Raw genomic sequence first — 24866 nt, 5'->3', positions numbered from 1 at the left:
AACCGACATGGAAACACCAAAATACCCGCCGCCATTTTCTCTGCGGCTCACATTCGAAGAACGAGCTCGATTGAACAAAGCAGCCGCAGGGATGTCTTTGGTCAAAGCTGCGTTCAGAACATGCTGGGACACGTCCGATTCCGCTTCGGCGCTGCAAACCGCTTTGGAGGAACGCGGGTATTTTCTTGCACGCGGTGACAGACGCGGCTTTGTCGCCGTGGATAGCGTTTCGAATTGGCGGCGCATGGCGCGGGCGGGCAAGTTTGTTTTGCCCAATTTGGATGGTATGGAATTTATGCTCGTGCAGATTGGAGAACCCAAGGCATTGAACCCAGTTTGCCCGTCGTCCCCGTCTTCCGGAACTCTTGATGTGATGAAGGGCGACATTACGATCCGCTTGGCGGGCGACACACCGACCGTGCGCATTGCCGAGATCGTGGCTTCGCTGTGATCCACCCATCCCACGGGGGGCAAGTATTCCTAGCGACCAAGCCTGTGGACTTCTGCAAGCCCTTTACAGGATCGAGAAGCAGGCGCCCAAAACAGGGCCATGCTCGCGTCGCTCATCGAGACCTGCAAACTGAACCAGCTCGAACCGCACAGCTACATCACAGGTGTCATCACTGCCATCGTTAGCGGCCATAAGCAAAAGCACATCGATCAGCTGTTACCGTGGAATTTTAGAGGCTGAAGTACCGCTTACAATATATCACAAGGCGGTGAGTCTCGAAGTCCCGTAAGCCGCTTCCGTCTGTGTCACAACCCGCCCGACGGCTCAGGTGGCCAACTGCTCAAAAGCACCAGTTATCATTTTGATTTGAAGCGGCAAATCCGCTCTGAGCGGATTTATGCATAAAGCCGTTGCACCCTGTTGTCACATATCGACCGGCAGGCGTTGCTCAAGGAATTTTATTAGGAAATCTTTAAGCCGCCGCGCCGCGAGGCTTTGAGATTTGCTGATGTTTTGGCTAAGTTCCAGAAACGAGATGATCTTTTCGGGCGCTACAAACGGGCGGCAGACCAGTTGCCCCATATCCAGCCATTTTGAGACCGTCATTTCCGGCAAGATTAAAATAGCACTCCCTTGAAGCGCAAGCTCGATCTGCATTTCAAGGGACGGCGTGGTAAAGGCGCAGTCTTCTTTTGGCAAGCCAAGCGTGCGTAATCGCGCATCAAATGCGCGGCGCACCCCAAAGGACCGGTTGGGCAAGGCAAGCGGATATCGCAGCAAATCTGCCATGGTGATTTGCGCGCTCGATGCAAGTGGATGATCCGGCGACATGATCGGTTCGTGATAGATCTGCGCGCGAAACAGCGCCTCGACACGTGGATCTTGGGAGGCAAACATGGTGACACAGAATTGCGAATGCCCTTCGGCAACGGCATCCAACGCGCCTTGGGCCGAGGTGACCGCGACCTCCATTGTGATGGCTGGATGTGTCTGGGCGAATTCAGACAAGGCTGGCGCGAGGATCGTACTGGCGGCAGCACCATTCGTATGAATAGCCACACGACCACGGCGCAACCCTTTGAAATCATCTATCAATTGCTGTGCCGTTTTAAGTTCTTGCGCGATTTTCAATGTGCTCGCGGCCAAGACTTCGCCTGCGGCTGTCGGACGAATGCCGCGCGGTGTGCGTTCGACCAACGGGGTGGCGAAACTATGTTCCAGCTTGTCCAATTGGCGCACTACGGCGGTCGGCGACGTGTGCAGCACTTCGGCCGCCTGGCGGATGGAACCGCTGCGGATGAGTTCGTTAAAGACGTCTATTGCTTCGAGTTTCATCAATGTTTCCCGCCAGTGCTATGATTTACATAGCACTATGCACTCAAAATATCCACTTCCATTGCCCTGTCATACCATGATTTGGTAGGTCTTAGATGGACGCAGATCCACGTTTCACGCTTTCAACAGGGCTTCTCATGACCAAATTCAGTGACCTATTCAAAGGCAGTTGTCTTGCCGTTCTTCTTGCCAGCGCCGTACCCGTTTGGGCACAGGACAGCAATTCTATCATATTTGTGCAACCCGTAGAGCCGCAGGGCCTTGATCCAACCGTCTCCTCCCCCGTTGCGGCAGGACAGGTCACCTGGCAGAACGTCTTCGAAGGTCTTGTGGCCATAGACCGCGACGGTCGCGTGGTGCCACAGTTGGCCAAGTCATGGACCATTTCTGACGATGGTTTGACCTACAGCTTTGATCTTCGTGATGACGTGGAATTTCAAAACGGCGTCCACTTTGATGCGACTACCGCGAAATTTACGCTCGACCGCATTCTCAGCGAGGCGTCGACCAACGGGCAAAAGGCAAATTACACAGCAATCTCGGACGTAAAGGCCGTGGGCGTCACCACATTGGTGTTGACCCTGTCTGACCGTAATGCAGATCTGTTGTATTGGTTGGGCTACCCCGCCGCCGTGATGGTCGAACCCAGCACGGTGGACAGTAATGGCACAGACCCCGTCGGCACGGGACCGTTCAAGGTCACCGAATGGCGCAAAGGCGACCGTGTTTTGATGTCCGCTTGGGACGGCTATTGGGGCGACGCGCCTGCCATCGCATCGCTGACCGCACGGTTTATCAATGACCCACAAGCGCAGGCCGCAGCTTTGAAAGCGGGTCAGGTCGACATCGCCGGTAACCTAAATGCGCCGGAACTGTTTGACCAGTTCACCGACGATCCAGCCTATACTGCGGTTGTCGGCGCTGGCGAAATGGAAGTTATCGCAGGCATGAACAACGCACGTCCGCCGTTTGATGATCAGCGGGTGCGCCAAGCCCTGATGATGGCAGTGGATCGCCCAAGCCTCGTTGCGGCGGTCAGCTCCGGCTATGGGACGGCGATTGGGTCCCATTTCTCCCCCGCGAGCCCATTTTATCAGGATCTGACCGAAGAATTTTCGTATAATCCGGAAAAGGCCAAGGCCTTGCTGGCCGAAGCAGGCTATCCCAACGGATTTTCATTCGATTTCAAAGTACCAAACCGATCCTACGCGCAGCGCTCCGCCGAGATTCTGCAGGCGTTTTTTGCGCAAATCGGTGTGACCGCGAATATCCAAAGCTCGGATTTTCCCGCCGCATGGATTCAGGACGTGTTCAAGGACACCAATTATGACATGACTATAATCGGTCATTCAGAGCCTTTGGATATCGGAATTTACGCGCGCGACCCGTATTATTTCAACTATGACAGCAGCGATTTCCGCGCCAAAATGGACAAAGTCGCCACCGCCACCAGCGAGGCCGAACGCGAGGCAGGCTACCGTCAGGCCCAAGAGGTTCTCGCACAGGATTTGCCCGCGCTGTTCCTGTTTTCCTATCCTAAATTGGGCGTATGGAAGGCAGGGATTGAAGGCGTTTGGGAAAACGGCCCGGTTCCCGCCAATGATATGACGGATGTGCATTGGGTGAAATAGCCCTGCATTAACCAAACCTGCAACCCGATGGCGCTCTGTGCCATCGGGTCTTTCGAAAGCAAATCATGACACGATTACTGACACTATTTCGCGGCCTGCTGGTGACTGCGGCGGTTTTGCTCGCGGCCTCGTTGGTGATATTTTTGTTGATCGACGCCGCGCCGGGCGATCCGGCCGAGATCATGCTGGGCACCTCTGCACAAGCCGATACGCTGGCGGCGCTACGTCACGAACTTGGGCTCGACCTACCGTTGTTCAGCCGCTATCTAAGTTGGCTCGGCGGGGTCTTTGTTGGGGATTTCGGACAATCCTACACATATGGCGTTGCAGTCGGCGAGCTGATTGGCGACCGCCTGACCGTCACCCTGCCACTGACTGTGATGGCGACAGCTCTGGCTGTGGCGGTTTCGTTGCCACTTGGTGTGGTGGCGGCAGCGCGCCCCGGCCGTGCAGAAGATAATCTCGCATCGCTTTTTGCGCAGATCGGTATTGCGGTGCCAAACTTCTGGATCGGCCTGCTGCTTATCGTGACATTTTCTTTGAATCTCAAATGGTTCCCGCCGGGCGGTTTTCCGGGTTGGGAGGCGGGGTTCAACGCGGCCCTCGGTTCGTTGATTTTGCCCTCTATCGCCTTGGCTTTGCCGCAGGCAGCGGTTTTGACGCGAGTCACGCGCGCGGCGGTAATCGAGGTGACCAACGAAGATTTTGTCCGCACCGCCCGCGCCAAAGGCCTGACCAAGCGGCGCGCGCTCTGGCGGCATACTGTGCCAAACGCGCTGCTGCCGGTGGTGACGATGCTCGGGCTACAGATCCCGTTTTTGATTTCGGGAGCTGTGCTGGTTGAAAATGTCTTCAATCTGCCTGGTATCGGATCCCTTGCCTATCAGGCTCTGTCACAGCGCGATTTGATCGTCGTGCAGAATGTTGTGTTGCTTTTTGTAGCCATCGTTTTGGTGGTGAATGCGGGAACTGATGCGCTGTATGCCCGTCTGGATCCAAGGTTGAGGGCGCGCAAATGAACAGATTGCCAAAGTCGCTTTTTATCGGTGGATTTATCACCGCCGCTATGGTGTGCACCGCCATCCTCAGTCGGTTTTGGACACCGGCGGATCCGACGGGGATGAACATCTTACAACGCCTGAAGCCACCCGGACCGGCTGGGCTGTTGGGGACCGACCAGATCGGTCGCGATGTACTGTCGATTATCATGTCGGGCGCTTGGACTTCGCTTGGTATTGCCGTCGTCGCGACCGTCATTGGCGGCGCGATTGGCATCGGAATCGGCGTCATGGCTGCCGCAAAAGGCGGATCTGTCGAGCGTCTCGTGATGGCGTTAAACGGCGTGTTGTTTGCTTTTCCGCCCATCCTGTCGGCGATTTTGCTGGGGGCATTACTGGGCCCCGGCGGGCTTACCTCAATGGTCGCGATCGGGGTCTTTATGATCCCGGTATTTGCCCGCGTCAGCCGCGCAGCTGCAATTCAGATTTGGGCGCGCGACTATGTCAAAGCCGCCCGAATGGCGGGAAAAAACGATGTTCTAATCACGCTCGAGCATATTTTTCCTAATATTTCAGCTCAAATTATCGTGCAACTTGCGATTCAAACCGGACTTGCCATTTTATCAGAGGCGGGCCTGTCGTTTCTCGGCATGGGGGTCTCGCCGCCCACGCCCAGCTGGGGACGTATGCTTGCCGAAAGCCAGACATATCTTGCCAGTGCACCGCATCTGGTACTGGCGCCGGGTCTTGCCATCGCCATCGCCGTTTTAGGTCTGAACCTGTTGGGCGACGGGCTACGAGATCTGACCGATCCCAGACGGAGACAAAACACATGATGTTGGATGTCAAAGATCTACGCGTCGCGTTCAGGCGCGAAAACCAACCCGCAACCGAGGTTGTTCATGGTCTCAGCTTTTCGGTGAAGCGTGGCGAAACACTAGGAATTGTCGGCGAGAGTGGCTCGGGGAAATCTGTCGTCTCATTGGCCACAATCGGGTTGCTGCCCGGAACCGCGCAGGCGACGGGGCAGATCCTGTTTAACGGTCAGGATATCCTGACCCTACCGGAACCGGATCTGTGCACATTGCGCGGCGACAAGATCGGAATGATTTTTCAGGAGCCAATGACCGCCCTGAACCCCGCCATGCGCGTAGGCGCACAAATTGCCGAGGGTCTTATTCTCAAAAAAGGCTTCTCCAAAAAAGCCGCCCGCGCCGAGGCGCTGCGCCTGCTGAATATGGTGCAAATTCCCCGCGCGGCAGAACGGATTGACAGCTTTCCCCATGAAATGTCTGGTGGGCAGCGTCAGCGGGTTGGCATCGCAATCGCCTTGGCCTTGCAACCCGATCTCTTGATCGCGGATGAACCAACGACTGCGCTGGATGTGACAGTGCAGGCCGAAATTTTGAATATACTAGACGATTTGATCACCGAGCTGGGGATCTCGTTGGTGCTGATTTCCCATGATCTCGGCGTCATTGCTCGCATTACGGATCGCACGTTGGTGATGTATCGCGGCGCGGAAATGGAGCAGGGTCCGACCGAGGATATTTTGCGCCGCCCCGGTCATGCCTATACCCGCAAACTGCTGGCGGCGATGCCAAGTCGGGTGCGTGCATCGCTGGAGGTTGGCCCATGAGCACGCTTTTGGATATCCGAAACCTGACCCGTGACTTTCGACTGGGATCCAGTACCGTGACCGCGCTCGACAATGTGTCGCTAACCCTGAATGCAGGCGAGATACTGGGCATTGTGGGCGAGAGCGGCTCGGGAAAATCCACGCTGGCACGGATCGTGATGGCGCTGGATCTGCCAACGTCGGGCACGGTGGTTCTGGATCAACAAGACCTGTTTGACCTGAACCCGCGCGCGCTGCGCAAGGCGCGGCGTGATTTTCAAATGGTGTTTCAGGACCCCTACGGATCGCTCAATCCGCGCCATCGCGTTGGCCGTATCATTGCAGAGCCACTGCATCTGATTGCAGATGCGCCCAAAGGCTCGCAACGGCGCGCGATGGTTGGCGCCTTGCTTGCTGATGTCGGACTAGATCCGGAAGATCAGGACCGTTTTCCGCATGAATTCTCCGGCGGGCAACGGCAACGCATCGCCATAGCGCGCGCGCTGATTACCAAACCCCGACTGCTGGTCGCGGACGAGGCAACCTCGGCTTTGGATCTCACAGTACAGCGCCAAATTCTTGACCTGATCCTCGACTTACGCCGCAAACACGGGATTGCAGTGCTGTTCATCACCCATAACATCGGCGTGGTACAAGACATCTGTGACACTGTGGCGGTGATGCAAAATGGCAAACTGGTAGAGGTCGGCACCGCCAAGGCGGTGCTTGATGCCCCAAGCCAAATCTACACCCAGCGCCTGCTAGCGGCGGAGCCACGCCTCGACGTGATCGGGCGCAAAGCGCGCCACAGGTCGTGAGAGGCTCGATGACAAACATATTTACAACAAAGGGCACGCCATATGTCTGCACCGTCTGAAAAATCACAGGGCGCGTTGAATGTGCTGGACCGTCCAGCCGCTGAAATCCTGACGGAGTTCCGCAATCAAACCCTGTCTCCCGTGGATTATATGACGGCCTTGATCGACAGGGTGGAAACCGCTGAACCCCAAGTGAACGCCCTCTATTTGTTCCGCCCCGAGCAATCCTTGGCCGAGGCGCAGGCCGCCGAAGCGCGATACGCCAACGGCACGCCAAAAGGCGCGTTGGACGGGATGCCCGTCACCATGAAAGAGCTGATCGCCACCAAAGGTGATCCGGTGCCGATGGGCACCGCCGCCATTGATCCTGTTCCGGCAGTCGCCGACGCACCTACATCCGCGCGTTTACGCGAAGACGGCGCGATCCTTTTTGCCAAAACCACCTGCCCTGACTACGGAATGCTGTCTTCGGGTCTGTCCAGTTTTCACCCCCTGTCGCGCAACCCGTGGGATTTGACACAAAATCCAGGCGGCTCTAGCGCGGGGGCGGCGTCAGCAGGGGCGGCAGGCTATGGGCCGTTGCATATTGGCACGGACATCGGCGGCTCTGTACGATTGCCTGCGGGCTGGACCGGCCTGTTCGGCTTCAAACCCACGCAGGGACGCGTTCCCATTGACCCGTATTATACCGGAAGATGTGCCGGTCCCATGACCCCGACGGTCGCCGATGCGGCGCTATTGATGGATGTTATCAGCCGGCCGGATTGGCGCGACGCCACGGCGCTTCCGTATGAGCCGCTGAATTGGGACACACCGACGGCAAATGTGACGGGCCTCAAGATCGGGCTGATGCTAGAGGCAGGCTGCGGCACGGATGCAGACCCCGAGGTCGCAGCCGCTGTGGCTCAAGCGGCAGCGGTATTTGCATCCCTCGGCGCTGAGGTCGTTCCGATTGAGCCGGTTTTGACACGCACTATGTTGGACGGTCTGGATATCGCATGGCGGTCACGGTTCTGGGGCATGATGGAGGATCTAAGCCCGACACAACGGGCGAAAGTCCTGCCATACATTCACGACTGGGCCGAGGTGGGCGCACATGCCACAGCGCAAGATGTGGCACGCGGGTATGAACAAACCTTTGCCATGCGCCGCGCCGCGGCGGCAGCCTTTCAACAGGTTGATGTGATCTTGTCACCGGTGAACCCCGATGTGTCCTATCCGGCAGATTGGGCCTCGCCGACCAATGATCCGGCACGCCCGTTTGAACATATCTGCTTTACCGTCCCATGGAATATGGGCGAACAACCCGCCTGTTCGATCAATTGCGGGTTTTCGCAATCGGGCATGCCCATCGGGCTACAGATTGTAGCACCACGGTTTCAGGATGAACTGGTCTTTGCTCTCGCGCGGACCTATGAAGACTGGCGCGGACCGATCCAGAACTGGCCCCGTATTGGTCCCGTAGACACAGGAAACCCCTCATGAGCGAACTTGGCACCGCCCCAATTTGGGCGCTCACGGCGGCACAAACCGCGCGGGCGATCCGCGAGGGCCAGCTGTCAGCGGTTGAGGTTGCTCAGGCTGCATTGTCGCGGCTCGATACCGTTAACCCTACCCTCAACGCCGTTGTCGACCATCGCCCCGAAGATGTGCTGGCGCAGGCACGCACAGTAGACGCCAAACGCGCAGCCGGTGCGCCCCTTGGCCCCTTGGCGGGCGTACCGGTCACAATCAAGATTAACACCGATCAAATAGGCTATGCCACCAGCAATGGCCTGCGCGGGCGGGCCCATGTGATCGCAACCGAAAACAGCCCCGTGGTTGATGGTTTCCTCAACGCGGGCGCCGTTCTTTTGGGCCGCACGAATACCCCTGCGTTTTCCGCGCGATACTTCACCGATAACCAGCTGTTTGGCGCGACGCAGAACCCGCGTAATCCTGCGCTGACACCGGGGGGATCCTCGGGCGGAGCTGCTGCTGCGGTGGCTGCGGGGATAGGCGCGATTGCCCATGGCAATGACATCGGTGGCTCGATTCGCTATCCGGCCTATGCCTGCGGCGTACAGGGTCTGCGCCCGGGTGTCGGTCGTGTTGCCAACTACAATGCCACCACGCCAAACTGGTCCATCGGAGCACAGATGATGGCGGTCCAAGGCCCGCTGGCGCGCACTGTCGACGATGTCCGTCTCGGGTTCGCTGCCATGAGCGGCCGCGACATCCGCGACCCATGGTGGTTCGGCGAGACGCAGGATGTAACCGAGACGCCCAAACGCGCCGCGTTTTGTGCACACCCCGAGGGTATCGAAACCGCCCCCGAGGTCGAGGCCGCTCTGCGCGACGCCGCAGGTCGCCTGCGCACAGCAGGTTGGAGCGTGACCGAAGTCGACATGATGCCGCCGCTCAAAGAGGCCACGCGCCTGATGCATGTTCTGTGGCTGTCGGACAACCAAGACGCACTGTTGCAGGCCGCTCTGGACGAAGGCGACCCCGGAGCCATTTTCATCGTGAAAGGCGCGATCGATTGGATTGGCGATGTTGATGTCGCTGCACTGGGCGCGGCGCTGACCCAACGGGCGGGATTGATGCGCGACTGGTTTGCCTTTCTCGACGACTGGCCCGTGTTCTTACTACCGCCTTCGACCCAGCTGCCATTTCCCGTGGACGAGGACCTGAACAAAGGATTCATGCATATGGTTGAAAGCCAGTATTTCATGACCGGACTGCCGCTGATTGGCATGCCCGTCATGATGGTCTCGACAGGCGTAGTGGCGGAGAATACGCCGGTGGGTGTACAAATTCTTGCGGGACGCGGACGCGAGGAACTATGCCTTGACGCGGCCCAAGCGATTGAAATACAAAGTGATCCCACTTGGAGTTCCGGGGCTTAACCTATTACTCATCGACGCCCAGTGCTTTGCGATTGCCGCGCTCGACCACGCGGCTTTAACTCCAATAGGCATCGTCGGTATTGTTCTGACGCCAGATGCGAGCAAGACACGGCTTATTGTGGATCTTGAGGGGGACTTGGCTGGAATATTAGCAATGTCTGCGGATCAAGCGTCGCTTAAGAGGCCGAATTTTCTAGATATTGATACGTTTGGGGAGGTTTCGTCCCTGTTCTATCGCCTTGGCGATGGTGTTTCTCATTATGACGTAGGAATAAATGGTTGCGGGAGCTCGATTTGGACACTGTTTTCGAGGTTTTCACCAAACACGCATTTCTCGGTAAGTGGTCAGGAAAAATGTTTTTTCAATCCCCATAACTCCTTAAGTCTGTCTCACGAGCAGGACGCTTCTTCGCATCAGAATGCACGTCAAAAAACAGATGACAAAACACTGTTGATGCATAGGTAGATTTTCATCAAAATTTTCAAATTCGAGAAATCAGAGCGTCTTTATTTCAATCCATTGACGTTAAGATAAACAGAATACAATGAACTTGTCCCAGCAATGAATAGGCGGTTGAGTTTTGGACCTCCAAAGCACAAGTTGCCAACCATTTCAGGAATGTGAACCTTGCCAATCAGAGTGCCTGAGGCATCTATGCAATGTACGCCATCAGCCGCAGAGCTCCAAATCCGTCCCGCGCGATCGAGCCGAAAGCCATCGAATAAACCTTGGGTGCATTCCGCAAACACACGTGAGGCACCAAGGGTTTTTTCATCGCTATTAACCGTGATGGCACGGATATGTTTTGGGCCGTTTTCAGCATGAGTTGCGCCAGTCTCTGACACGAACAGCGTTTTCTCATCCGCTGAAAAAGCTAAGCCGTTTGGTTTGTCAAAATCCGTCGCAACGGCCGTGACTTCGCCTGAAATATCGTCGACACGGTAGACATGGCAGCCTGTCTGTTCAACTTCTGCCCGCTCGCCCTCGTAGTCCATCATGATGCCGTAGGACGGGTCCGTGAACCAAATAGATCCATCCGATTTCACCACCACATCATTTGGGGAATTGAGCGGTTTGCCTTGGTAGCTGTCTGCGATGACCGAGATCGTGCCGTCATGTTCGGTCCGCGTGACGCGGCGTGTGAGGTGCTCACAAGAGACCAACCGTCCCTGCCCGTCGACCGTATTGCCGTTAGAATTGTTCGACCCTTGGCGAAAGACCGACACTGAACCGTCGGTTTCATCCCAGCGCATCATCCGGTTGTTCGGAATATCAGACCACACGAGATAACGCCCTGCAGGAAACCAAGCTGTGCCTTCAGACCAACGCGCACCGGTCCAAAGCCGCTCAACACGGGCATGGCCAATAAAGCAGGCCTCGAATGATGGGTCTAAGCTCTCAAAACCTGCTCCGTCCAATTCACCAAACATGCTATTCTCCTTTACCAGACACGCGGCCCGCTCTTTAAGTCTTATCTTTAAATCTCGATACTTCTGAAGGTCGCATCACACCAAACCCTTGTTTTGGCATAGTGTTTCCTGGAAGTTCGGCGTCATCGCCCCAAATAGCTTGGTAAGTGTCATAGGCTCGGCGCTGTCTTTGCAAACGCACAGCAACAAGCGCAAGCAATCCCCACCAACCTGTCATGGCGGCCCACATCCAGATAGGCGCATTTGCCGCCCAAAGACCGGTCACAACCGTGACAATAATCAAGCCCAGAGCTGTATAGCCAACGATCTTATGGATGAGCTCAAAAGCCAAGCGGCGCGGCGTCATATCGAAGTGATCACCACGAAGCGTGCCATCGGGATGTGGCGCTGTCGGCCCACCTTTTGATCCCCGCAGAAAGCCTGACAAAAGCTGGAGTGCGCCAAGGCTCATGACCGTATAGCCTAAGAACTGGTGACGTCCTGCAGCCCCAATATTTTGCGCCGAGACCAAGATAAGAAGCAGGGCGGCGCAAGCAATGGCGAAGGATGCGATTTGTCCCCAAAAATGAACGCGCCACCAGAATGTGTTGTCCAACTCGCGCGGCCAGTCTTGATTGGGCATGATTTTATAAAACCGAGCAATCAAAATGGCCACAGGCGTCAGCGTGCCCCAAGAGAGAACCATGAGCCGCGCGTGCCACGAGAGAGCAAAGCCAATCTCATGGGGACGCGCGGCATCAATAGGGGAGAGGAGCCAATCAAGCATCAGCCTTTAACCGCACCCGCAGTCATGCCGGTGATAATTTGTTTAGAGGCAATGAATGTGAAGATGATCGGCGGGATCGCGAGCAGCATACCGGTGGCCATGATGACCCCCCAGTTGATGTCATATTCCGTGATCGAGTTCACGATGGTCACAGGGACTGTACGCGTGTTGCGGTCCAGCAGTGCGTTACCAAGCAAAAACTCATTCCAAGCGATGCGGAACGTAAAGATCGCCGCGGCCGCGAGGCCAGGTTTGATAATCGGCAAGACCACCAGGAAGAAAATCTGAATGGGATTTGCGCCATCCATGCGCGCGGCTTCCTCCAGTTGCATTGGAACTTGCACGATGAAGGATTGCAGGATCCAGATCACGAAGGGCAAGTTCATCGCGGTGTAAACCAAGATGATGCCAGTGAAAGTCCCGTCCAAACCATACTGAAATGTCCAGATGCCGAAAACTGGTACAAGCAAAACAGCAGGAGGAACCATACGCATCAAAAGCGTGGTCATGGAAACTGTGCCGCGGCCCATAAACTTAAAGCGCACCAAAGCGTAAGCCGCCATGCAGCCCATCAACAATGTGAGCCCAGTCGAGACAAGCGCAACATAAATGGAGTTGCCCAAAGCGCGCCCGAACGTCGGATCACAGTAATCGACATGGGATGGATCGTACCAAAGCACATCACAAAGCACGGTCTCATAGTTGGCAATTGTCGGCGCAAAGAAGAACGCTGAAACGGAGCTATCATACACATCCACATTGGTCTTAAATGAGGTCGCCAGCATCAAGATGATCGGCCCAAGGGACATGACCACCAACATGACGATGAGCATATAGAAAAGTGGGTTCTGGGTTTCTTTTTGAACAGACATTATTCAGCTCCCTTCGCAGCAGCTGCTTCAAGGCGAGCAGTACGATTTTCTTGCGATTTATTGTATGCGAACATTGCGATCGTCAGTGTCATCAGAACCATAAGCAACGTGTTTGACATGGCTGCAGCTTCCCCAAGTTCTTGGAATTCTTGCGCCGTACGGAAAATCCGCAGAGCTACAATTTCAGTCGACAAGCCGGGGCCGCCATTTGTGAGCACCATGATCACTTCGAGTACTTTGAAGGCGTCAATCAAACGCAGCATGAGTGTCACGATCAGTACCGGCAGCATCAAAGGCAGTTTGATGTAGATGATTTTTTGCATCTCCGTGGCACCGTCAATTTCTGCGGCTTCCAAAGCAGAGCGCGGCAAAGATTGCATCGCGGCGAGTGACAAAATGAAGATAAACGGCGTCCACTGCCAGACGTCGGCCATGACCACAGCCACAAAGGACCACGTGCTGTCAGAGAGCCAAGGAATGCCTTCATCAAAACCCCAGCTTTTAAGCGTGCGATTGAAAATGCCGACAGTCGGATGGTACATGTAGCGCCACATTAAACCGACAACGATCGGAGCAATCATCATAGGCAGGATGAAGACTGTGCGCAGCAGGGACATGCCTTTGATGTTACGATCAAGCAAGAGCGCAAGCCCCACGCCGATGATCATCTCAAGCGTCACAACCACTGCAGCGAATTTAACGGTCACCCAGAAACTCTCGCGGAACGCCGCATCATGCATCAGATTTACATAGTTGCGCAGGCCAATAAAATCAGCCTCTCCGATACGTTGGCTGGGGCTCCAATCCAAAAAACTGGCATAGATCATGTAGCCAATCGGATATAATAGAGCGACAGCGAGAATGATCGCGGCAGGTGCCATAAAAATATACGGAGTGAGCCGGTTAGCTTTGATTGCGATACTCATCAGCGTTGCCTTACCAGTTGAGAATTGAAGAGAAATTGGGACCGTCGTTCGATCTCAGAAAATTTTGATCTCAGGGGATGCCCCGCATTTCTGCGAGGCATCAGGGGATTTACTGCCAAGTGTAGTAGCCAGCATCTTCCATGATCTTTTTGGCGCGTTCAGCAACACCGTCGAGAGAGGTCTGAATGTCAGCACCTTCTGTCAGAACTTTGGACATTGTTGTGCCCAAGTCAGCATTGATCTTACCCCAAACTGGGATGATTGGACGCCAGTCTGGATCTGCGTTTTTCAGCGCTTCACCAAAGATCGCCATGTGTGGGAACTTCGCATTCACATCAGCATCTTCATGCGTTGAGTAACGTGATGGGTTGCCGCCAGCCAAAGCGATGAGCTTGTCGGCTTTCTTAGACGTCAGCCACTGCATCAAGAGGAACGCTGCTTCTTTGTTCTCAGCATTTTTAGGAATGCCGATACCGAAACCGCCCGTTTGTGATCCCGCACGCACACCAACTGGATGAGGTGCCCATCCAACATTACCAACCACTTTGGATCGGCTCGGATCGTTCACTTGACCAGCAAAGACAGTAGAGTCGAGGAACATCGCAGAAGTACCCTGCAAGAAGGATGCACCCGCTTCAGCAAACCCAAATGTTGCCGCGCCTTCGGTCCCGCAATCGACGATTTTTTTGAGCGCTTCAGCTGCTTGAACACCTGCGGCGTTGTTCACAATCGGGTTCCAGTTGTCATCAAAGATGCGGCCGCCAAGAGGCGCGAGGTGCAACAAGAACGCGTGGCTAGCGTGGTGGCCAGAAGCCGCACGAGATGCAAGACCGCCCATACCCGGCTCGAGCTCAGGGATTTTACATGCAACATCGAGCAGTTCTTCATAGTTTGTCGGAACTTCAAGGCCGTGCTTGTCGAAGATGTCTTTACGGTATCCAAGGATAGACGTTTCAGAGCCAAACGGTAGACCGTAGAGGGATCCCGTTACGCCTGGAAGATATCCTTTTTCACCACCGGCTATGCCGACATTGGCGACATAGCCTTCGACCAAATCCGCAGCATCATAGCTTGGATCAGAGAGCTTAGGGTTCATAAAGTACCGTGCAAGGTTCTCAAGCTGATCCGCGTAAACGTAATCCGCTTTTGAAAATACAACATAGGCCAAAAGATCGTAATCGCCTGAGTTTTTCGTCAATTCAAGCGTCTGTTTTTCACGCATTTTCAGGTATTGAAGCTGGTCCACTTCGACGCGGATGCCCGTCTCTTTTGTAAACTCAGGCAGGACTTTCATCACCGCATTGTAATGTGGGTGCGCAGGAAAGTTCACGACCAAAGTCGTGCCTTCATACTCGTCATATGGCCCAGCCACAGCAGCGGCTGCCGTCATTGAAAGCGCTGCTATAGCACTGACAAGAGTGGTCTTGATATTCATCATTTTTTTCCTCCCAGAAAATGAAAATATTGAAGATATAAGTTTGCCTTAAAGCGCGACTTCGGTCTCTTGATCAAAGAGATGCACGCCTTCAGGGTTGATCGCAAAACGAAGCTGGCCATTACGGTCGATTGGAATATCAGACTTCAACTCAACCTCGACTTTTTGCCCACCACATTCACAAAGCAGCACTGTTTGCGCCCCGATATATTCAGATACGACAATACTCAGAAGCAATGACTGATCGCCTGCGGCATCCGGATTGTAGACCAAGTCCGATGGGCGAACGCCAAGTGTCACTGTGCGCGCGGAATGCGCCCGAGCGACATCCGCTTTTGTCCGCGGTAACTTCACACTGAAGCCCTGCCCTTCAACAAAAATTTCACCCGATTTTTCAATGATTTCCCCTTCAAGGAAGTTCATTGGCGGCATTCCTAAGAAGCCCGCGACAAATTTATTTGCAGGGTTTTTGAATAACTCTTTGGGCGTGCCTTGCTGTTGAATGTAACCGCCGTTCATGACGACGATCCGGTCTGCAAGTGTCATCGCTTCGATTTGATCATGGGTCACGTAAATCATGTTTTTGCGAACACGTTGGCTCATCAACGCCAGCTCCGCGCGCATTTGACCACGTAATTTCGCATCGAGATTTGACAGCGGCTCATCAAATAGGAACGTGCTGCTGTCGCGCGTCAATGCACGCCCCATCGCAACGCGTTGACGCTGCCCGCCAGAAAGCTCTCCGGGCTTGCGATGCAAGAATGGGGTGAGACCTAGCGTCTCCGCCACCGCAGAAATCTTTTCATCAATTTCTGCCTTTGGCATGCGTTGCAAGCGCAGAGCAAAAGACATGTTCTTTGCAACATTCATATGAGGGTAAAGTGCGTAATCTTGGAACACCATCGCCAAGTCCCGTGCTTTCGGCTCCAAATGACTTACGGGCTTTCCGTCGATGTAAATCTCACCTTCGGTAACGCTCTCCAAGCCCGCAATCATACGCAGTGTCGTAGACTTGCCGCAGCCAGAGGGGCCAACGAACACAGTGAACTCGTTTTCATCCATCTCAAGATCAATGCCGTGGAGTACCTCAAAGGCTCCGTAACGCTTCACCAGTCCTTCTAAGACAATCTTTGGCATAGTTTTCCCCTACCTACCGTAAGCAACCCCGTCGCAGGCGCTGATCTTGTTACCGGTCACAATAGCACAAATGTTACCGGTCACAAAGAAGAATTTACGAAATATTAATTTTAGAAATCAGATAGTTAATATCATGCGCAGCTTTGTCTAAAAATGGGGTTTGCAGGAACCTCAATATGATTCGTAGTTTTCTCTGAATCATCCGCTTGCAATAGCCGTGCAATCAGTGCGCCCGTCTCGCGTCCGATGATCAAGGGCTCCACCATAACCGTTGTGATGGACGGGAATGCAAAGCGCGAAACTTCGAAATTCCCGAAGCCAGCGATCGCCACATCTTCGGGCACTCTCACTCCTTTAGCGAGCAAATAACTCTGAACGCCAAAGGCGGCCAGATCCGACACACAAAAAATACAATCAGCATCAGGCCAAGCGGCCATGATCTGTTCTCCAGCTTGTGCACCAAGTTCAATCGACAAAGGAGGCTTTCCAAATTTCATCACACGATCACCGTCTAGCCCCGCGGCTTTCATGGCGGCGACGAAGCCTTTTCGGCGTGCAGCTCCACGCGTCCAAGCTTCATCTTCTTCGCCCAAGAATATGATGTTTTTATAGCCTTTGGCAATGAGTGCTTGCGTCATACGAAAGGCAGCATGCTCGTTTGAAAACCCGACAGTATGACCAATCGCCCGCTCAGGACGTTCCCAAATTTCAATGATTGGGATGTCCACGCTGCTCAACAATTCATAGGTACGTTCAGTATGCCCATCATAGGACAGGACCATTGCCTCAGGTCTACGGCGCAACAACGCTTCAACCAAATGTTCTTCACGTTCGGAAGAATAGCCTGTGTGACCCAGTAAAATCTGCAGATCAATTTTTTCCAACTCTTCGGTCAGCCCTTGAATGGTCTGCGCAAAGTGAAGGTTATTCAAAGAGGGTAGAAGCGTGGCGACGAAGCCGGATTTCTTAGTGCTCAGGCTACCTGCCATTTGATCAGGAACGTAATTAAGTTCTCTTACAATCTTTAAAATATGCTCACGGGTTTCAGCCGAAATAGGACTGTTTTTTTTGAGAGCCCGTGAAACCGTCATGCGCGACACGCCAGCGGCTTTGGCAACGTCGCGCATGGTAACTGGTGTTTTAGGTTTGTCGGATGAGCTGGGGCGATTGGGCAAAGTCGGAACTTTCAAATTGATGTGTTTGAAAGATAGTAGCGCTCACTCCCCAGCAAAGCTAGTTACCCTTTTTGCAGCTCTTACGGCAAAATTTGCAACTCCGGATGCAAAAGTGCGTTTGGCACGTCTTGGTAGGACACGGGGCGCAACCAACGTGCAATTGCTAAGGTTCCAACGGACGTCACGCGCACATCTGTGCTCGCGGGGTAAGGCCCGCCATGCATCATTGCTGAGCACACTTCGACGCCTGTTGGGAAGCCATTGCACAAAATACGTCCTGCTTTTTCCTCCAAGATCGGCATCAAAGTACGTGCTAAATCAGCATCGCCATCATCGAGGTGCAGCGTCGCTGTCAGCTGTCCTTCAAGCTCTTCAGCCAACTCTTGCATTTGCGCAGCATCATCACATTCGATCAAAACACCCGCAGCCCCGAAGACTTCATGCTGCAGTTCTGGTGTTTTCATCCAAGTTGCTGCGTCAATTTTGAAGACGGCAGGCGATGCATGACGAGCAACGTCTGACCGCGCGCAACTGCCCAACTCCTGCATCAAACCTGCAAAGCCTTTCACGCCCGTTTCAAACGCCGAGTGAATGCTGTCCGTCAGCATTTTTTGCTCAGGAGCATTGGCCAAAGCTTTCACTGCACTGGCCGTGAAGGTGTCAAAATCGGTGCCTTTAACCGCCACAACAACGCCCGGGTTTGTGCAAAATTGCCCCGCGCCCATGACGAGCGAGCCAATCCATGCAGCGCCAAGAGCATCAGCACGGTTCGCCAATGCATTTGGCAGCATAAAGACTGGATTTACCGAACCAAGCTCGCCGTAAAACGGGATGGGATGAGGACGCGAATGGCAAAGGTCGTAGAGTGCGCGCCCGCCACCGAGTGAGCCAGTAAAGCCGACCGCACGAATATCTGGGTGTTGTACCAAAGCAGTGCCGATAACACGGCCAGGGCCTTGCAACATTTGGAAGGTTGCCGCAGGCATGCCGCAAATTTCCATGGCTTTTGCCACAGCTTGCCCAACCAACTCAGCAGTGCCTGCATGCGCCTCGTGACCCTTCACGATGACAGGGCAACCCGCAGCCAAAGCACTCGCTGTATCGCCGCCTGCAGTGGAAAATGCGAGTGGGAAGTTGGACGCTCCGAAGACCACAACAGGGCCAACTGGGCGATGGGTCAAGCGCAGATCAGAGCGCGGCAGCGGCGCACGATCAGGCAAAGCTTCGTCAACGCGAATGTCGAGATAATCGTCTTGCTCAATCACATCCGCAAACATACGAAGCTGACCTGTCGTGCGGCCTCTTTCGCCATTGAGACGCATGTCCGGCAAACCGGTTTCGGCGCAACCTGTCATGGTGATTTCGTCGCCCAAGACATCCATTTGCTCGGCGACACAGCGCAAGAACGCAGCGCGATCCTGACGTGAGACAGCCGCAACGGCGCGAAAGTCGCGGCGCGCAGCCAAACAAGCTGCATCGACTTGTGCCGCTGAGGCTTGTGCAAATTCCATACCATCCAGATCCGCACTTGCGCGCAGTTGGTCCGATCCTTGCCATGCCCCATCGATGAGATTTTTTCCAGTCAGCATTTTATTTACCCCAGTTCAAAACAAGTGGATCAAGCGGCTTGAGCAAGCTGATCAAGCGCGTACGGATATCGGCGTGTAGCGGTGCGATTGGGTGACGGCAGAAATCGGATTTGATGACGCCGCCTTCAACCATAGCTGCCTTACAAGACTGCCAACCACATTGGCGGTTCTCATGATTAATCGCCATAGCCACACGGCCGTAAGCTGCAGTAGCTTCATCCATGCGTCCCGCGTGAAAGTGGGTCAGAACCGGCTTGATTTGGTCTACGATCATCCCTGATGTCATCGTCCCAGTTGCGCCTGCATCGAGATCAGCAAGCAACGTAATGGCCTCTTCGCCGTCGAATGGCGCTTCAATCGCATCCCCGCCCAACGCAATAAGGTCGCGCAATTTGTTGGCGGCCCGAGGGCATTCGATTTTGAACAGTTTGACCATCTCAAGCTCAGTGGCCATTTTGACCAAGAGCGGCACTGGAAGATCAACGCCAGAGAGCGGCGCATCTTGCACCATGATCGGGATACCGACTTCGCTCACGGCGGCGAATTGCTCGAAGGTTTGCTGCGCATTCCCTTTGAGCAAAGCACCGTGATATGGCGGCATCATCATGACGATATCAGCGCCAAGGCTCTTGGCGAAACGTGCACGCTCAACCACGATCTGAGTTGCAAAGTGACTGATGGTGACAATCACAGGCACGCGGCCAGCAATGTGATCGATGGAGAGCTTCGTCAACACTTCGCGCTCGGCATCCGAGATCAAGAACTGCTCGGAGAAGTTGGCCAAGATACAAATACCATCAGCCCCTTGATCGATGAGGCAATCGAGCACGCGCTTCATGCCCTCAAGATCAAGCGTGCCATCTGGATTGAACGGCGTTGGCGCGACTGGCCAGATACCTGTGTATGCAGAGTTCATGTCGATTTACTCCACGATATCAAAGTTATGCAGGTGTTTGTCTGAGATCGTGATTCCAAGACCTGGTTTGTTATCATCGAGATCGATGTAGCCATCAACGGCATCAGGATCGCCTTCAAAGATGTAGTAGAATAACTCGTTGCCCACTTCGACATCATGCACAGGGAAGTATTCCGCGATCGGGCAGTTCACGTTCGCCATAGTCAGGTGATAGTTGTGCATCTGGCCAGCATGCGGGATGACTGGGATTTGGTAAGCTTCTGCAATTGCGTTGATTTTTTGCGCCGCTGTGATGCCACCAACGCGATTTGTATCGTACTGCAGAACGCTGACGGCTTTCTTCTCCAACAGCTGCTGACAACCCATAATGGAGAACTCGTGCTCGCCGCCAGAAATCGGTACGATCCCCATAGCGTTGAGTTCGGCGTAGCCATTTACATCATCCGCGATCACCGGCTCTTCGAGCCAACGTGGCTCATATTTGGCCAATTTCGGCAACATACGTTTGGCGTAATCGAGGTTCCAACCCATGTAACATTCGAGCATCAAATCCACATCGTAGCCCAAGACTTCGCGCAACGCTTCAACGCGTTTGAGGTTCTCGCGCATCCCCTTCATGCCGTCTTTAGGACCAAAGCCAAAGCGGGTTTTAAAGCCTTGATACCCGTGCTTCATCGCCTCTTCAGCTTCCGCCTGCATAGACTCAATTGAGCCAGAGTAGAGTTTAGAATAATACGCTGGAATTTTCTCTTTTGTACGTCCACCGAGCAGTTTGAATACAGGCTTATTTGTCAGTTTACCCATCAAGTCCCAGATCGCCAGATCGATCGCTGAGATAGCCGTCATGCCAATGCCTTTGCGGCCCCAAGCATGGGAGCGGCGGTACATTTTGTCCCAAATGTAAGCGTAATCAAATGGATCTTCACCGATCACCATCGGCGCATACCAATCATCGATGGCCTTTTTCACAACAGTCGGAGCAAGGGCTGCATTGCCGATGCCGATTGTGCCATCATCTGTCTCAACTTCGACAGTCAACCATTGGTGAAAACGGAAAGACGCCATTGCATCGCCTTTGTCCCAAAGCGCATCAGAGGCATTGGTACAAAAATTGCCGGATGGAGGCACAGTCGGCCCTTTCCAGTTCCAGACACGGGTGCGGATCGATTTGATTTTCGTCATAATTCTATTCCTTTAATGCCAACGCAAAGCGAGGCTTGTTATTTATGCGTCGCGCGAGGCGCGATGTGTCTTGGCCATGCGTACCAGCAATGCAAACGCTTGTTGCGTTGCGCCGACGTTGGCTTTATTTTGTCCTGCGATATCAAAGGCCGTTCCATGTGCAGGGGTCGCCACAGGAATAGGCAGCCCACCGGCAACAGTGACACCGCGTTCAAAGCCCATCAGTTTAATCGCAATTTGACCTTGGTCGTGATACATGGTCACAACCGCATCAACCTCGCCGCGCATGGCTTTGAGGAACACGGTGTCCGACGGCCAAGGGCCCGTGACATTCATTTGCTTGTCTTGGAACTTTTTGATCGCAGGCTCTAAGATGTCGATCTCTTCGCGGCCAAATTTGCCGTTGTCACCTGCGTGTGGATTAAGAGCTGCCACCGCAATAGATGGACGTTCATTGCCCGCGCGGCGCAAAGTGTCATTGGCAAGATTGACGGCGCGCGTCACGCCCTCTTGGCTGATGTTTTCAGCAACGTCTTTAATGCCAATATGGCTGGTCACGCGGGTCGTCATCAACTTATCGAGCACGTTGATCTCTGAGTGATACCCTTCAAAGCCCAAGTAGCGTGCCATATATTTATGTTCATCTTCAGCGTTCAAACCTGCAGATGTCATAGCGGCTTTGTTGAATGGCGCGAAGAGCACACCATCCACGAGGCCAGCTTGCGCCAAATCTAAAGCCTTATCGAGGCAGCGCAATGAGGTGGTGCCGCCCGCGACTGTCACCTCAGAGATTTTCACATCATCCTTATCAATGGTCTCCATCTCAAGATGAGACAAACCAGATTGATCTGCGATGTCAGCTTCCTCGATCGCATTCAGTTCAACAGGCAAATCCGCTTGCTCAGCGCCCTGCTGCCACAGATGACTGTCTCCAACCAAAACAATGTCAGCGGCCTCAAGCGTGCCATTTTCATTGAGCAATCTCGCGATCAACTCTGGGCCAATCCCTGATGGGTCTCCTGGCACAATTGCAATACGTGGCTTGCTCATGACAACCCCTCCCAATGTTTTGAATACCCGTCTGGCAAAATCACCATGACGTCTGGCTCAATGCCTGTTTCGAAGGTCTGGACGACTTCAAATGTGTCTAAGTTAAACCGTTGCACTTGTTTGCAGTCGATGGCGATATAGGCAAAAGCCGCCTCATCATCGATGCATAGAGCCAACGGGTTGGCTGGCGTTTTTTGCTCATGGAGCATTTCGCCCGTGGCCTCATCAAAAACCGAGAAAGAACCTCCAAAGTGGTTCATCGTCACGAGACGATTGCGTTTGCCATCATAATAAATGCGACATGGGTCATCCGGCGTAGGAAAGCTGCGTTTGATCTCAAGCGTGTTCGTATCAATCACTGCCGCCGTATTGGAAATACGTTGCGACGTGTACAAAAGCCCGGCGTCTTCACGCAAGCAACGCCCCTCGGGTTTCTCGCCCGTTTTGATGGACACAGGCTCGAAATTCGCATCACGCGGCTTGAACATTGTCACATCGCCAGAGGTCAAGTTCATGGAATAAGCTGTATCGCCATCACTGCTCAACGCAAACAGATGCGATTTAGATCCGCCTGTTGGCGTGATATAATCCCAACCTTGATCAAAAGCGCGCGGGTTGTCTTTTACCAGCAAATGCGCGGTCCATTCTGAGAGAACATACAAACGACCCTTATCGTCCAGTTCAATCCCATGCGGACGCGCGTGTTCGCCCAAATCATAGGTGTGCGCGATAGCTTGTTTCTCAATGTCGACAACGATCACCGAGCGCCCATCGGTGCCATCAATACCGGAGTTTTGCACGCCGTAATGGCCGACATAAGCGTATTTGAAATCCTTATCGACCACGAACTCATGAGGGTAATCAGGTAGGCCCAATCGCCCCTGCAGGGCTCCCGTTTCAATATCATACCAGCTCACGCAGTGACTGCATTTCTCAATTAGCATCATGGACTGCGCCACGCGAATCTCCTTCAGGCGTAAATTGTGACCGGTAACACACCTACCGAACACCGGTGACTTGGTCAAATAGAATTCGTAAATTGGGCGGCGCAAAACGCCGTCCAAAGACTTTAGCGTTCGAGAGCGCCAACACCTGAGAAACGGAAAGATTCCACCTTAACGACTGGTCCGAATTTCCGCGACCACCTCTCTGCGCTTTGGTCTCATTTACGATTTCATAAATATGTTTTGAGATTTTGGCTGACAGTGCTGCCAGCACTGTCGGTTGAACGGACGCTATTATTTATGCGCCGGTTCGGTTTGGGGATAGGCGCGGCCATTGCCTACCAGAACGGTCCACCCGCGACTGTAGCCGCGTTTGACTACAGCTACCTTGTCTTCAGCCTGATCTGGGGCGGTCTGTTCTTCGCAGAGTTGCCCGACGCGCTATCGTTGGCGGGGATCGTTGTTATTGTCGTGGCCGGGTTCCTGTCGCTGCCACGCCGAACAAGGAAGACCGCATGAGTACGGAAGCAGACCTCGGGGCACGTAACTCTGTCCGCACAGCAGCCATCGGTGCAAAGCGCAGCGAATGTCCGGCTCCCGCCCATTCTGTTGAACAACACCGTGTTGCTGGTGCAGAAAATATCGCTTCAAACAAAACGCGAGCGCCTTTTTAGAAGGCTTTGCCTTCGCGTCGGGCGGCTAGATTTTGTGGATGCGTAAAGCTTGGCTCGGAGATACGATCAACCCCCTCAGCTTTGCCGAGGACCGTGGCCGAAGGGACGCTGCGTTCTGGAGATGTCGCCTTGGTCGTGATGGAGCTATCGCAATCACCCCCGCCCAAGGATATCCTGAGATTTCACAACCGCGCGGATTTCGACGGCGGCGTCATCGATCACATAATAGATCGCATGCTTTTCATAGACTGACCTGCGGTATCCTTTGCGGATATCATCTACGGCGGGATACATCTTGGGATGCTCGCAGATGTGCTCAAACCGCGATAGCAGACCGTCATAGTAGCGGTCAAAGAGCCAATCTTTAAGGCGCTGCCCTGTTGGCGCATAGGCTTCATCATCTTTGACCAATGCCCACCATGCTTTTTGTTGCTTCATGCTCGCCATGGTCAAATTTCGAACATCAGTCACAGAAATATCGTCGTTGCGATAGGCAGTCAGGATCGGCGCATGCAGCCGCCCAAGGGCAAGGCGTTGGTTCACTCGGCGCGCGGTGATGCCAAATGTATGCGCGATCTCATCTGCACTGCGACCTTCTTTGATCAGCTTGGCAAAGGCTTTGTATTGATCCACCTCATCCATCGGCAGACGCTCAATATTCTCTGCCAACGAGGCCTCAATCGCGGCGGCATCGTCACCCGCTGCCATAACCAAGCAGGGCAACGGGTCAATTGTGCTGTCTTCGGCAATGATGCGGCAAGCGTTCAAACGGCGTTGTCCCGCGATGACTTCAAACCCGTCTGCGATCTTGCGCACCAAAAGCGGTTGCAGCACGCCAAGGGCACGGATGCTGCTCACCAGATCGGCACAGTCCTTCGCGCCGAACTTACGAACATTCAATGGGCTGACGGTCAGTTGGTCTAGGGCAATATGTTGCAATGTCATGATGGTTTTCCTGTTCTGATACCGATGCAAAAGCGCACCCCGAACCCCCTCGCGCGCGGGGCTTGGGGCTGCGCTCTGATCAAGC

The 24866-nt window shown here is 54.1% G+C and carries 25 protein-coding genes and 1 pseudogene; 12 read left to right on the top strand and 14 right to left on the bottom strand.

The window, feature by feature from the left end; translation table 11 throughout:
* Positions 1–7: 7 nt before the first annotated feature.
* Positions 8–451, top strand: a complete 444-nt coding sequence (locus WNY38_RS08115; RefSeq protein WP_342856838.1) for a hypothetical protein — start codon at positions 8–10, stop codon at positions 449–451.
* A 75-nt stretch (positions 452–526) separates the two neighbouring features.
* Positions 527–691: pseudogene (locus tag WNY38_RS08110) on the top strand (transposase domain-containing protein); the annotation flags it as partial.
* Between the two features lie 183 nt (positions 692–874).
* Here WNY38_RS08110 and WNY38_RS08105 read toward each other — a convergent pair.
* The gene (locus tag WNY38_RS08105; protein WP_342856837.1) at positions 875–1786 is read right to left on the bottom strand and encodes a LysR family transcriptional regulator; all 912 of its coding nucleotides are present in this window, start codon (positions 1784–1786) and stop codon (positions 875–877) included.
* Positions 1787–1923: 137 nt separating this feature from the next.
* Between WNY38_RS08105 and WNY38_RS08100 the strand changes: the two genes are divergently transcribed.
* The 8 genes from WNY38_RS08100 (at position 1924) to WNY38_RS08065 (ending at position 10205) form a co-directional block, all read left to right on the top strand.
* Positions 1924–3417 carry an ABC transporter substrate-binding protein gene (locus WNY38_RS08100; RefSeq protein ID WP_342856836.1) on the top strand — a complete coding sequence of 498 codons (1494 nt, stop codon included), beginning with the start codon at positions 1924–1926 and terminating at the stop codon, positions 3415–3417.
* A gap of 65 nt (positions 3418–3482) precedes the next feature.
* Positions 3483–4436 carry an ABC transporter permease gene (locus tag WNY38_RS08095; RefSeq protein WP_342856835.1) on the top strand — a complete coding sequence of 318 codons (954 nt, stop codon included), beginning with the start codon at positions 3483–3485 and terminating at the stop codon, positions 4434–4436.
* The gene (locus tag WNY38_RS08090; RefSeq protein ID WP_342856834.1) at positions 4433–5251 is read left to right on the top strand and encodes an ABC transporter permease; all 819 of its coding nucleotides are present in this window, start codon (positions 4433–4435) and stop codon (positions 5249–5251) included. The genes WNY38_RS08095 and WNY38_RS08090 overlap by 4 nt, the downstream gene beginning before the upstream one ends.
* The gene (locus WNY38_RS08085) at positions 5248–6054 is read left to right on the top strand and encodes an ABC transporter ATP-binding protein (protein ID WP_342856833.1); all 807 of its coding nucleotides are present in this window, start codon (positions 5248–5250) and stop codon (positions 6052–6054) included. Before WNY38_RS08090 ends, WNY38_RS08085 begins: the two co-directional genes overlap by 4 nt.
* Entirely contained in the window at positions 6051–6851 is an 801-nt protein-coding gene (locus WNY38_RS08080) for a dipeptide/oligopeptide/nickel ABC transporter ATP-binding protein (RefSeq protein ID WP_342856832.1), read from the top strand. Before WNY38_RS08085 ends, WNY38_RS08080 begins: the two co-directional genes overlap by 4 nt.
* A gap of 42 nt (positions 6852–6893) precedes the next feature.
* Entirely contained in the window at positions 6894–8336 is a 1443-nt protein-coding gene (locus WNY38_RS08075; RefSeq protein WP_342856831.1) for an amidase, read from the top strand.
* Positions 8333–9739 (top strand): amidase family protein, encoded by a 1407-nt coding sequence (locus tag WNY38_RS08070; protein WP_342856830.1) that lies wholly within the window; start codon positions 8333–8335, stop codon positions 9737–9739. The genes WNY38_RS08075 and WNY38_RS08070 overlap by 4 nt, the downstream gene beginning before the upstream one ends.
* Positions 9699–10205 carry a hypothetical protein gene (locus WNY38_RS08065; protein WP_342856829.1) on the top strand — a complete coding sequence of 169 codons (507 nt, stop codon included), beginning with the start codon at positions 9699–9701 and terminating at the stop codon, positions 10203–10205. The genes WNY38_RS08070 and WNY38_RS08065 overlap by 41 nt, the downstream gene beginning before the upstream one ends.
* 41 nt (positions 10206–10246) lie before the next feature.
* On the opposite strand, the gene WNY38_RS08060 is transcribed toward WNY38_RS08065, so the two are convergent.
* The 12 genes from WNY38_RS08060 to WNY38_RS08005 form a co-directional block, all read right to left on the bottom strand.
* Positions 10247–11170, bottom strand: coding sequence for an SMP-30/gluconolactonase/LRE family protein (locus tag WNY38_RS08060; RefSeq protein WP_342856828.1), 924 nt, complete (start codon positions 11168–11170; stop codon positions 10247–10249).
* A gap of 34 nt (positions 11171–11204) precedes the next feature.
* On the bottom strand, positions 11205–11936 hold the full coding sequence (locus WNY38_RS08055) for a cytochrome b561 domain-containing protein (RefSeq protein ID WP_342856827.1): 732 nt from the start codon (positions 11934–11936) through the stop codon (positions 11205–11207).
* The gene (locus WNY38_RS08050; RefSeq protein ID WP_342856826.1) at positions 11936–12808 is read right to left on the bottom strand and encodes a carbohydrate ABC transporter permease; all 873 of its coding nucleotides are present in this window, start codon (positions 12806–12808) and stop codon (positions 11936–11938) included. The genes WNY38_RS08055 and WNY38_RS08050 overlap by 1 nt, the downstream gene beginning before the upstream one ends.
* Positions 12808–13734, bottom strand: coding sequence for a sugar ABC transporter permease (locus WNY38_RS08045; RefSeq protein ID WP_342856825.1), 927 nt, complete (start codon positions 13732–13734; stop codon positions 12808–12810). The genes WNY38_RS08050 and WNY38_RS08045 overlap by 1 nt, the downstream gene beginning before the upstream one ends.
* Positions 13735–13843: 109 nt before the next feature.
* On the bottom strand, positions 13844–15172 hold the full coding sequence (locus WNY38_RS08040; protein ID WP_342856824.1) for an extracellular solute-binding protein: 1329 nt from the start codon (positions 15170–15172) through the stop codon (positions 13844–13846).
* 45 nt (positions 15173–15217) lie between these two features.
* Positions 15218–16306, bottom strand: coding sequence for a sn-glycerol-3-phosphate ABC transporter ATP-binding protein UgpC (gene ugpC / locus WNY38_RS08035; RefSeq protein ID WP_342856823.1), 1089 nt, complete (start codon positions 16304–16306; stop codon positions 15218–15220).
* Between the two features lie 131 nt (positions 16307–16437).
* Positions 16438–17433 (bottom strand): LacI family DNA-binding transcriptional regulator, encoded by a 996-nt coding sequence (locus tag WNY38_RS08030; RefSeq protein WP_342856822.1) that lies wholly within the window; start codon positions 17431–17433, stop codon positions 16438–16440.
* A gap of 128 nt (positions 17434–17561) precedes the next feature.
* Positions 17562–19070 carry an aldehyde dehydrogenase (NADP(+)) gene (locus WNY38_RS08025; RefSeq protein WP_342856821.1) on the bottom strand — a complete coding sequence of 503 codons (1509 nt, stop codon included), beginning with the start codon at positions 19068–19070 and terminating at the stop codon, positions 17562–17564.
* Between the two features lies 1 nt (position 19071).
* A complete protein-coding gene (locus WNY38_RS08020) occupies positions 19072–19986 on the bottom strand; it encodes a dihydrodipicolinate synthase family protein (protein WP_342856820.1) in 915 nt (304 codons plus the stop codon).
* 6 nt (positions 19987–19992) lie between these two features.
* Positions 19993–21168, bottom strand: coding sequence for an L-rhamnonate dehydratase (locus WNY38_RS08015; protein ID WP_342856819.1), 1176 nt, complete (start codon positions 21166–21168; stop codon positions 19993–19995).
* Between the two features lie 42 nt (positions 21169–21210).
* The gene (locus tag WNY38_RS08010) at positions 21211–22218 is read right to left on the bottom strand and encodes a 4-hydroxythreonine-4-phosphate dehydrogenase PdxA (protein ID WP_342856818.1); all 1008 of its coding nucleotides are present in this window, start codon (positions 22216–22218) and stop codon (positions 21211–21213) included.
* On the bottom strand, positions 22215–23177 hold the full coding sequence (locus WNY38_RS08005; RefSeq protein WP_342856817.1) for a hypothetical protein: 963 nt from the start codon (positions 23175–23177) through the stop codon (positions 22215–22217). The genes WNY38_RS08010 and WNY38_RS08005 overlap by 4 nt, the downstream gene beginning before the upstream one ends.
* A 285-nt stretch (positions 23178–23462) precedes the next feature.
* Between WNY38_RS08005 and WNY38_RS08000 the strand changes: the two genes are divergently transcribed.
* Complete coding sequence (locus WNY38_RS08000) at positions 23463–23681, top strand: hypothetical protein (RefSeq protein ID WP_342856816.1); 219 nt, start codon at positions 23463–23465, stop codon at positions 23679–23681.
* The gene (locus tag WNY38_RS07995) at positions 23678–23836 is read left to right on the top strand and encodes a hypothetical protein (RefSeq protein ID WP_342856815.1); all 159 of its coding nucleotides are present in this window, start codon (positions 23678–23680) and stop codon (positions 23834–23836) included. The genes WNY38_RS08000 and WNY38_RS07995 overlap by 4 nt, the downstream gene beginning before the upstream one ends.
* Before the next feature lie 153 nt (positions 23837–23989).
* Here WNY38_RS07995 and WNY38_RS07990 read toward each other — a convergent pair whose 3' ends face one another.
* Entirely contained in the window at positions 23990–24781 is a 792-nt protein-coding gene (locus WNY38_RS07990; RefSeq protein WP_342856814.1) for a ParB/RepB/Spo0J family partition protein, read from the bottom strand.
* Positions 24782–24866 lie beyond the last annotated feature (85 nt).

Origin of the sequence: Pacificibacter sp. AS14, assembly GCF_038899935.1 — a bacterium.
Lineage (GTDB): Bacteria > Pseudomonadota > Alphaproteobacteria > Rhodobacterales > Rhodobacteraceae > Celeribacter.
Note: the sequence above shows the minus strand (reverse complement) of the source record. Positions and strands in the feature narration are given on the sequence as shown.

What these genes read in the sequence shown, in the direction of transcription:
- WNY38_RS08115 (WP_342856838.1), top strand. Translation starts at nt 8, where the DNA reads ATGGAAACACCAAAATACCCGCCGCCATTTTCTCTGCGGCTCACATTC.
- WNY38_RS08105 (WP_342856837.1), bottom strand. Translation starts at nt 1,786, where the DNA reads ATGAAACTCGAAGCAATAGACGTCTTTAACGAACTCATCCGCAGCGGT.
- WNY38_RS08100 (WP_342856836.1), top strand. Translation starts at nt 1,924, where the DNA reads ATGACCAAATTCAGTGACCTATTCAAAGGCAGTTGTCTTGCCGTTCTT.
- WNY38_RS08095 (WP_342856835.1), top strand. Translation starts at nt 3,483, where the DNA reads ATGACACGATTACTGACACTATTTCGCGGCCTGCTGGTGACTGCGGCG.
- WNY38_RS08090 (WP_342856834.1), top strand. Translation starts at nt 4,433, where the DNA reads ATGAACAGATTGCCAAAGTCGCTTTTTATCGGTGGATTTATCACCGCC.
- WNY38_RS08085 (WP_342856833.1), top strand. Translation starts at nt 5,248, where the DNA reads ATGATGTTGGATGTCAAAGATCTACGCGTCGCGTTCAGGCGCGAAAAC.
- WNY38_RS08080 (WP_342856832.1), top strand. Translation starts at nt 6,051, where the DNA reads ATGAGCACGCTTTTGGATATCCGAAACCTGACCCGTGACTTTCGACTG.
- WNY38_RS08075 (WP_342856831.1), top strand. Translation starts at nt 6,894, where the DNA reads ATGTCTGCACCGTCTGAAAAATCACAGGGCGCGTTGAATGTGCTGGAC.
- WNY38_RS08070 (WP_342856830.1), top strand. Translation starts at nt 8,333, where the DNA reads ATGAGCGAACTTGGCACCGCCCCAATTTGGGCGCTCACGGCGGCACAA.
- WNY38_RS08060 (WP_342856828.1), bottom strand. Translation starts at nt 11,170, where the DNA reads ATGTTTGGTGAATTGGACGGAGCAGGTTTTGAGAGCTTAGACCCATCA.
- WNY38_RS08055 (WP_342856827.1), bottom strand. Translation starts at nt 11,936, where the DNA reads ATGCTTGATTGGCTCCTCTCCCCTATTGATGCCGCGCGTCCCCATGAG.
- WNY38_RS08050 (WP_342856826.1), bottom strand. Translation starts at nt 12,808, where the DNA reads ATGTCTGTTCAAAAAGAAACCCAGAACCCACTTTTCTATATGCTCATC.
- WNY38_RS08045 (WP_342856825.1), bottom strand. Translation starts at nt 13,734, where the DNA reads ATGAGTATCGCAATCAAAGCTAACCGGCTCACTCCGTATATTTTTATG.
- WNY38_RS08040 (WP_342856824.1), bottom strand. Translation starts at nt 15,172, where the DNA reads ATGATGAATATCAAGACCACTCTTGTCAGTGCTATAGCAGCGCTTTCA.
- ugpC (WP_342856823.1), bottom strand. Translation starts at nt 16,306, where the DNA reads ATGCCAAAGATTGTCTTAGAAGGACTGGTGAAGCGTTACGGAGCCTTT.
- WNY38_RS08030 (WP_342856822.1), bottom strand. Translation starts at nt 17,433, where the DNA reads ATGCGCGACGTTGCCAAAGCCGCTGGCGTGTCGCGCATGACGGTTTCA.
- WNY38_RS08025 (WP_342856821.1), bottom strand. Translation starts at nt 19,070, where the DNA reads ATGCTGACTGGAAAAAATCTCATCGATGGGGCATGGCAAGGATCGGAC.
- WNY38_RS08020 (WP_342856820.1), bottom strand. Translation starts at nt 19,986, where the DNA reads ATGAACTCTGCATACACAGGTATCTGGCCAGTCGCGCCAACGCCGTTC.
- WNY38_RS08015 (WP_342856819.1), bottom strand. Translation starts at nt 21,168, where the DNA reads ATGACGAAAATCAAATCGATCCGCACCCGTGTCTGGAACTGGAAAGGG.
- WNY38_RS08010 (WP_342856818.1), bottom strand. Translation starts at nt 22,218, where the DNA reads ATGAGCAAGCCACGTATTGCAATTGTGCCAGGAGACCCATCAGGGATT.
- WNY38_RS08000 (WP_342856816.1), top strand. Translation starts at nt 23,463, where the DNA reads ATGCGCCGGTTCGGTTTGGGGATAGGCGCGGCCATTGCCTACCAGAAC.
- WNY38_RS07995 (WP_342856815.1), top strand. Translation starts at nt 23,678, where the DNA reads ATGAGTACGGAAGCAGACCTCGGGGCACGTAACTCTGTCCGCACAGCA.
- WNY38_RS07990 (WP_342856814.1), bottom strand. Translation starts at nt 24,781, where the DNA reads ATGACATTGCAACATATTGCCCTAGACCAACTGACCGTCAGCCCATTG.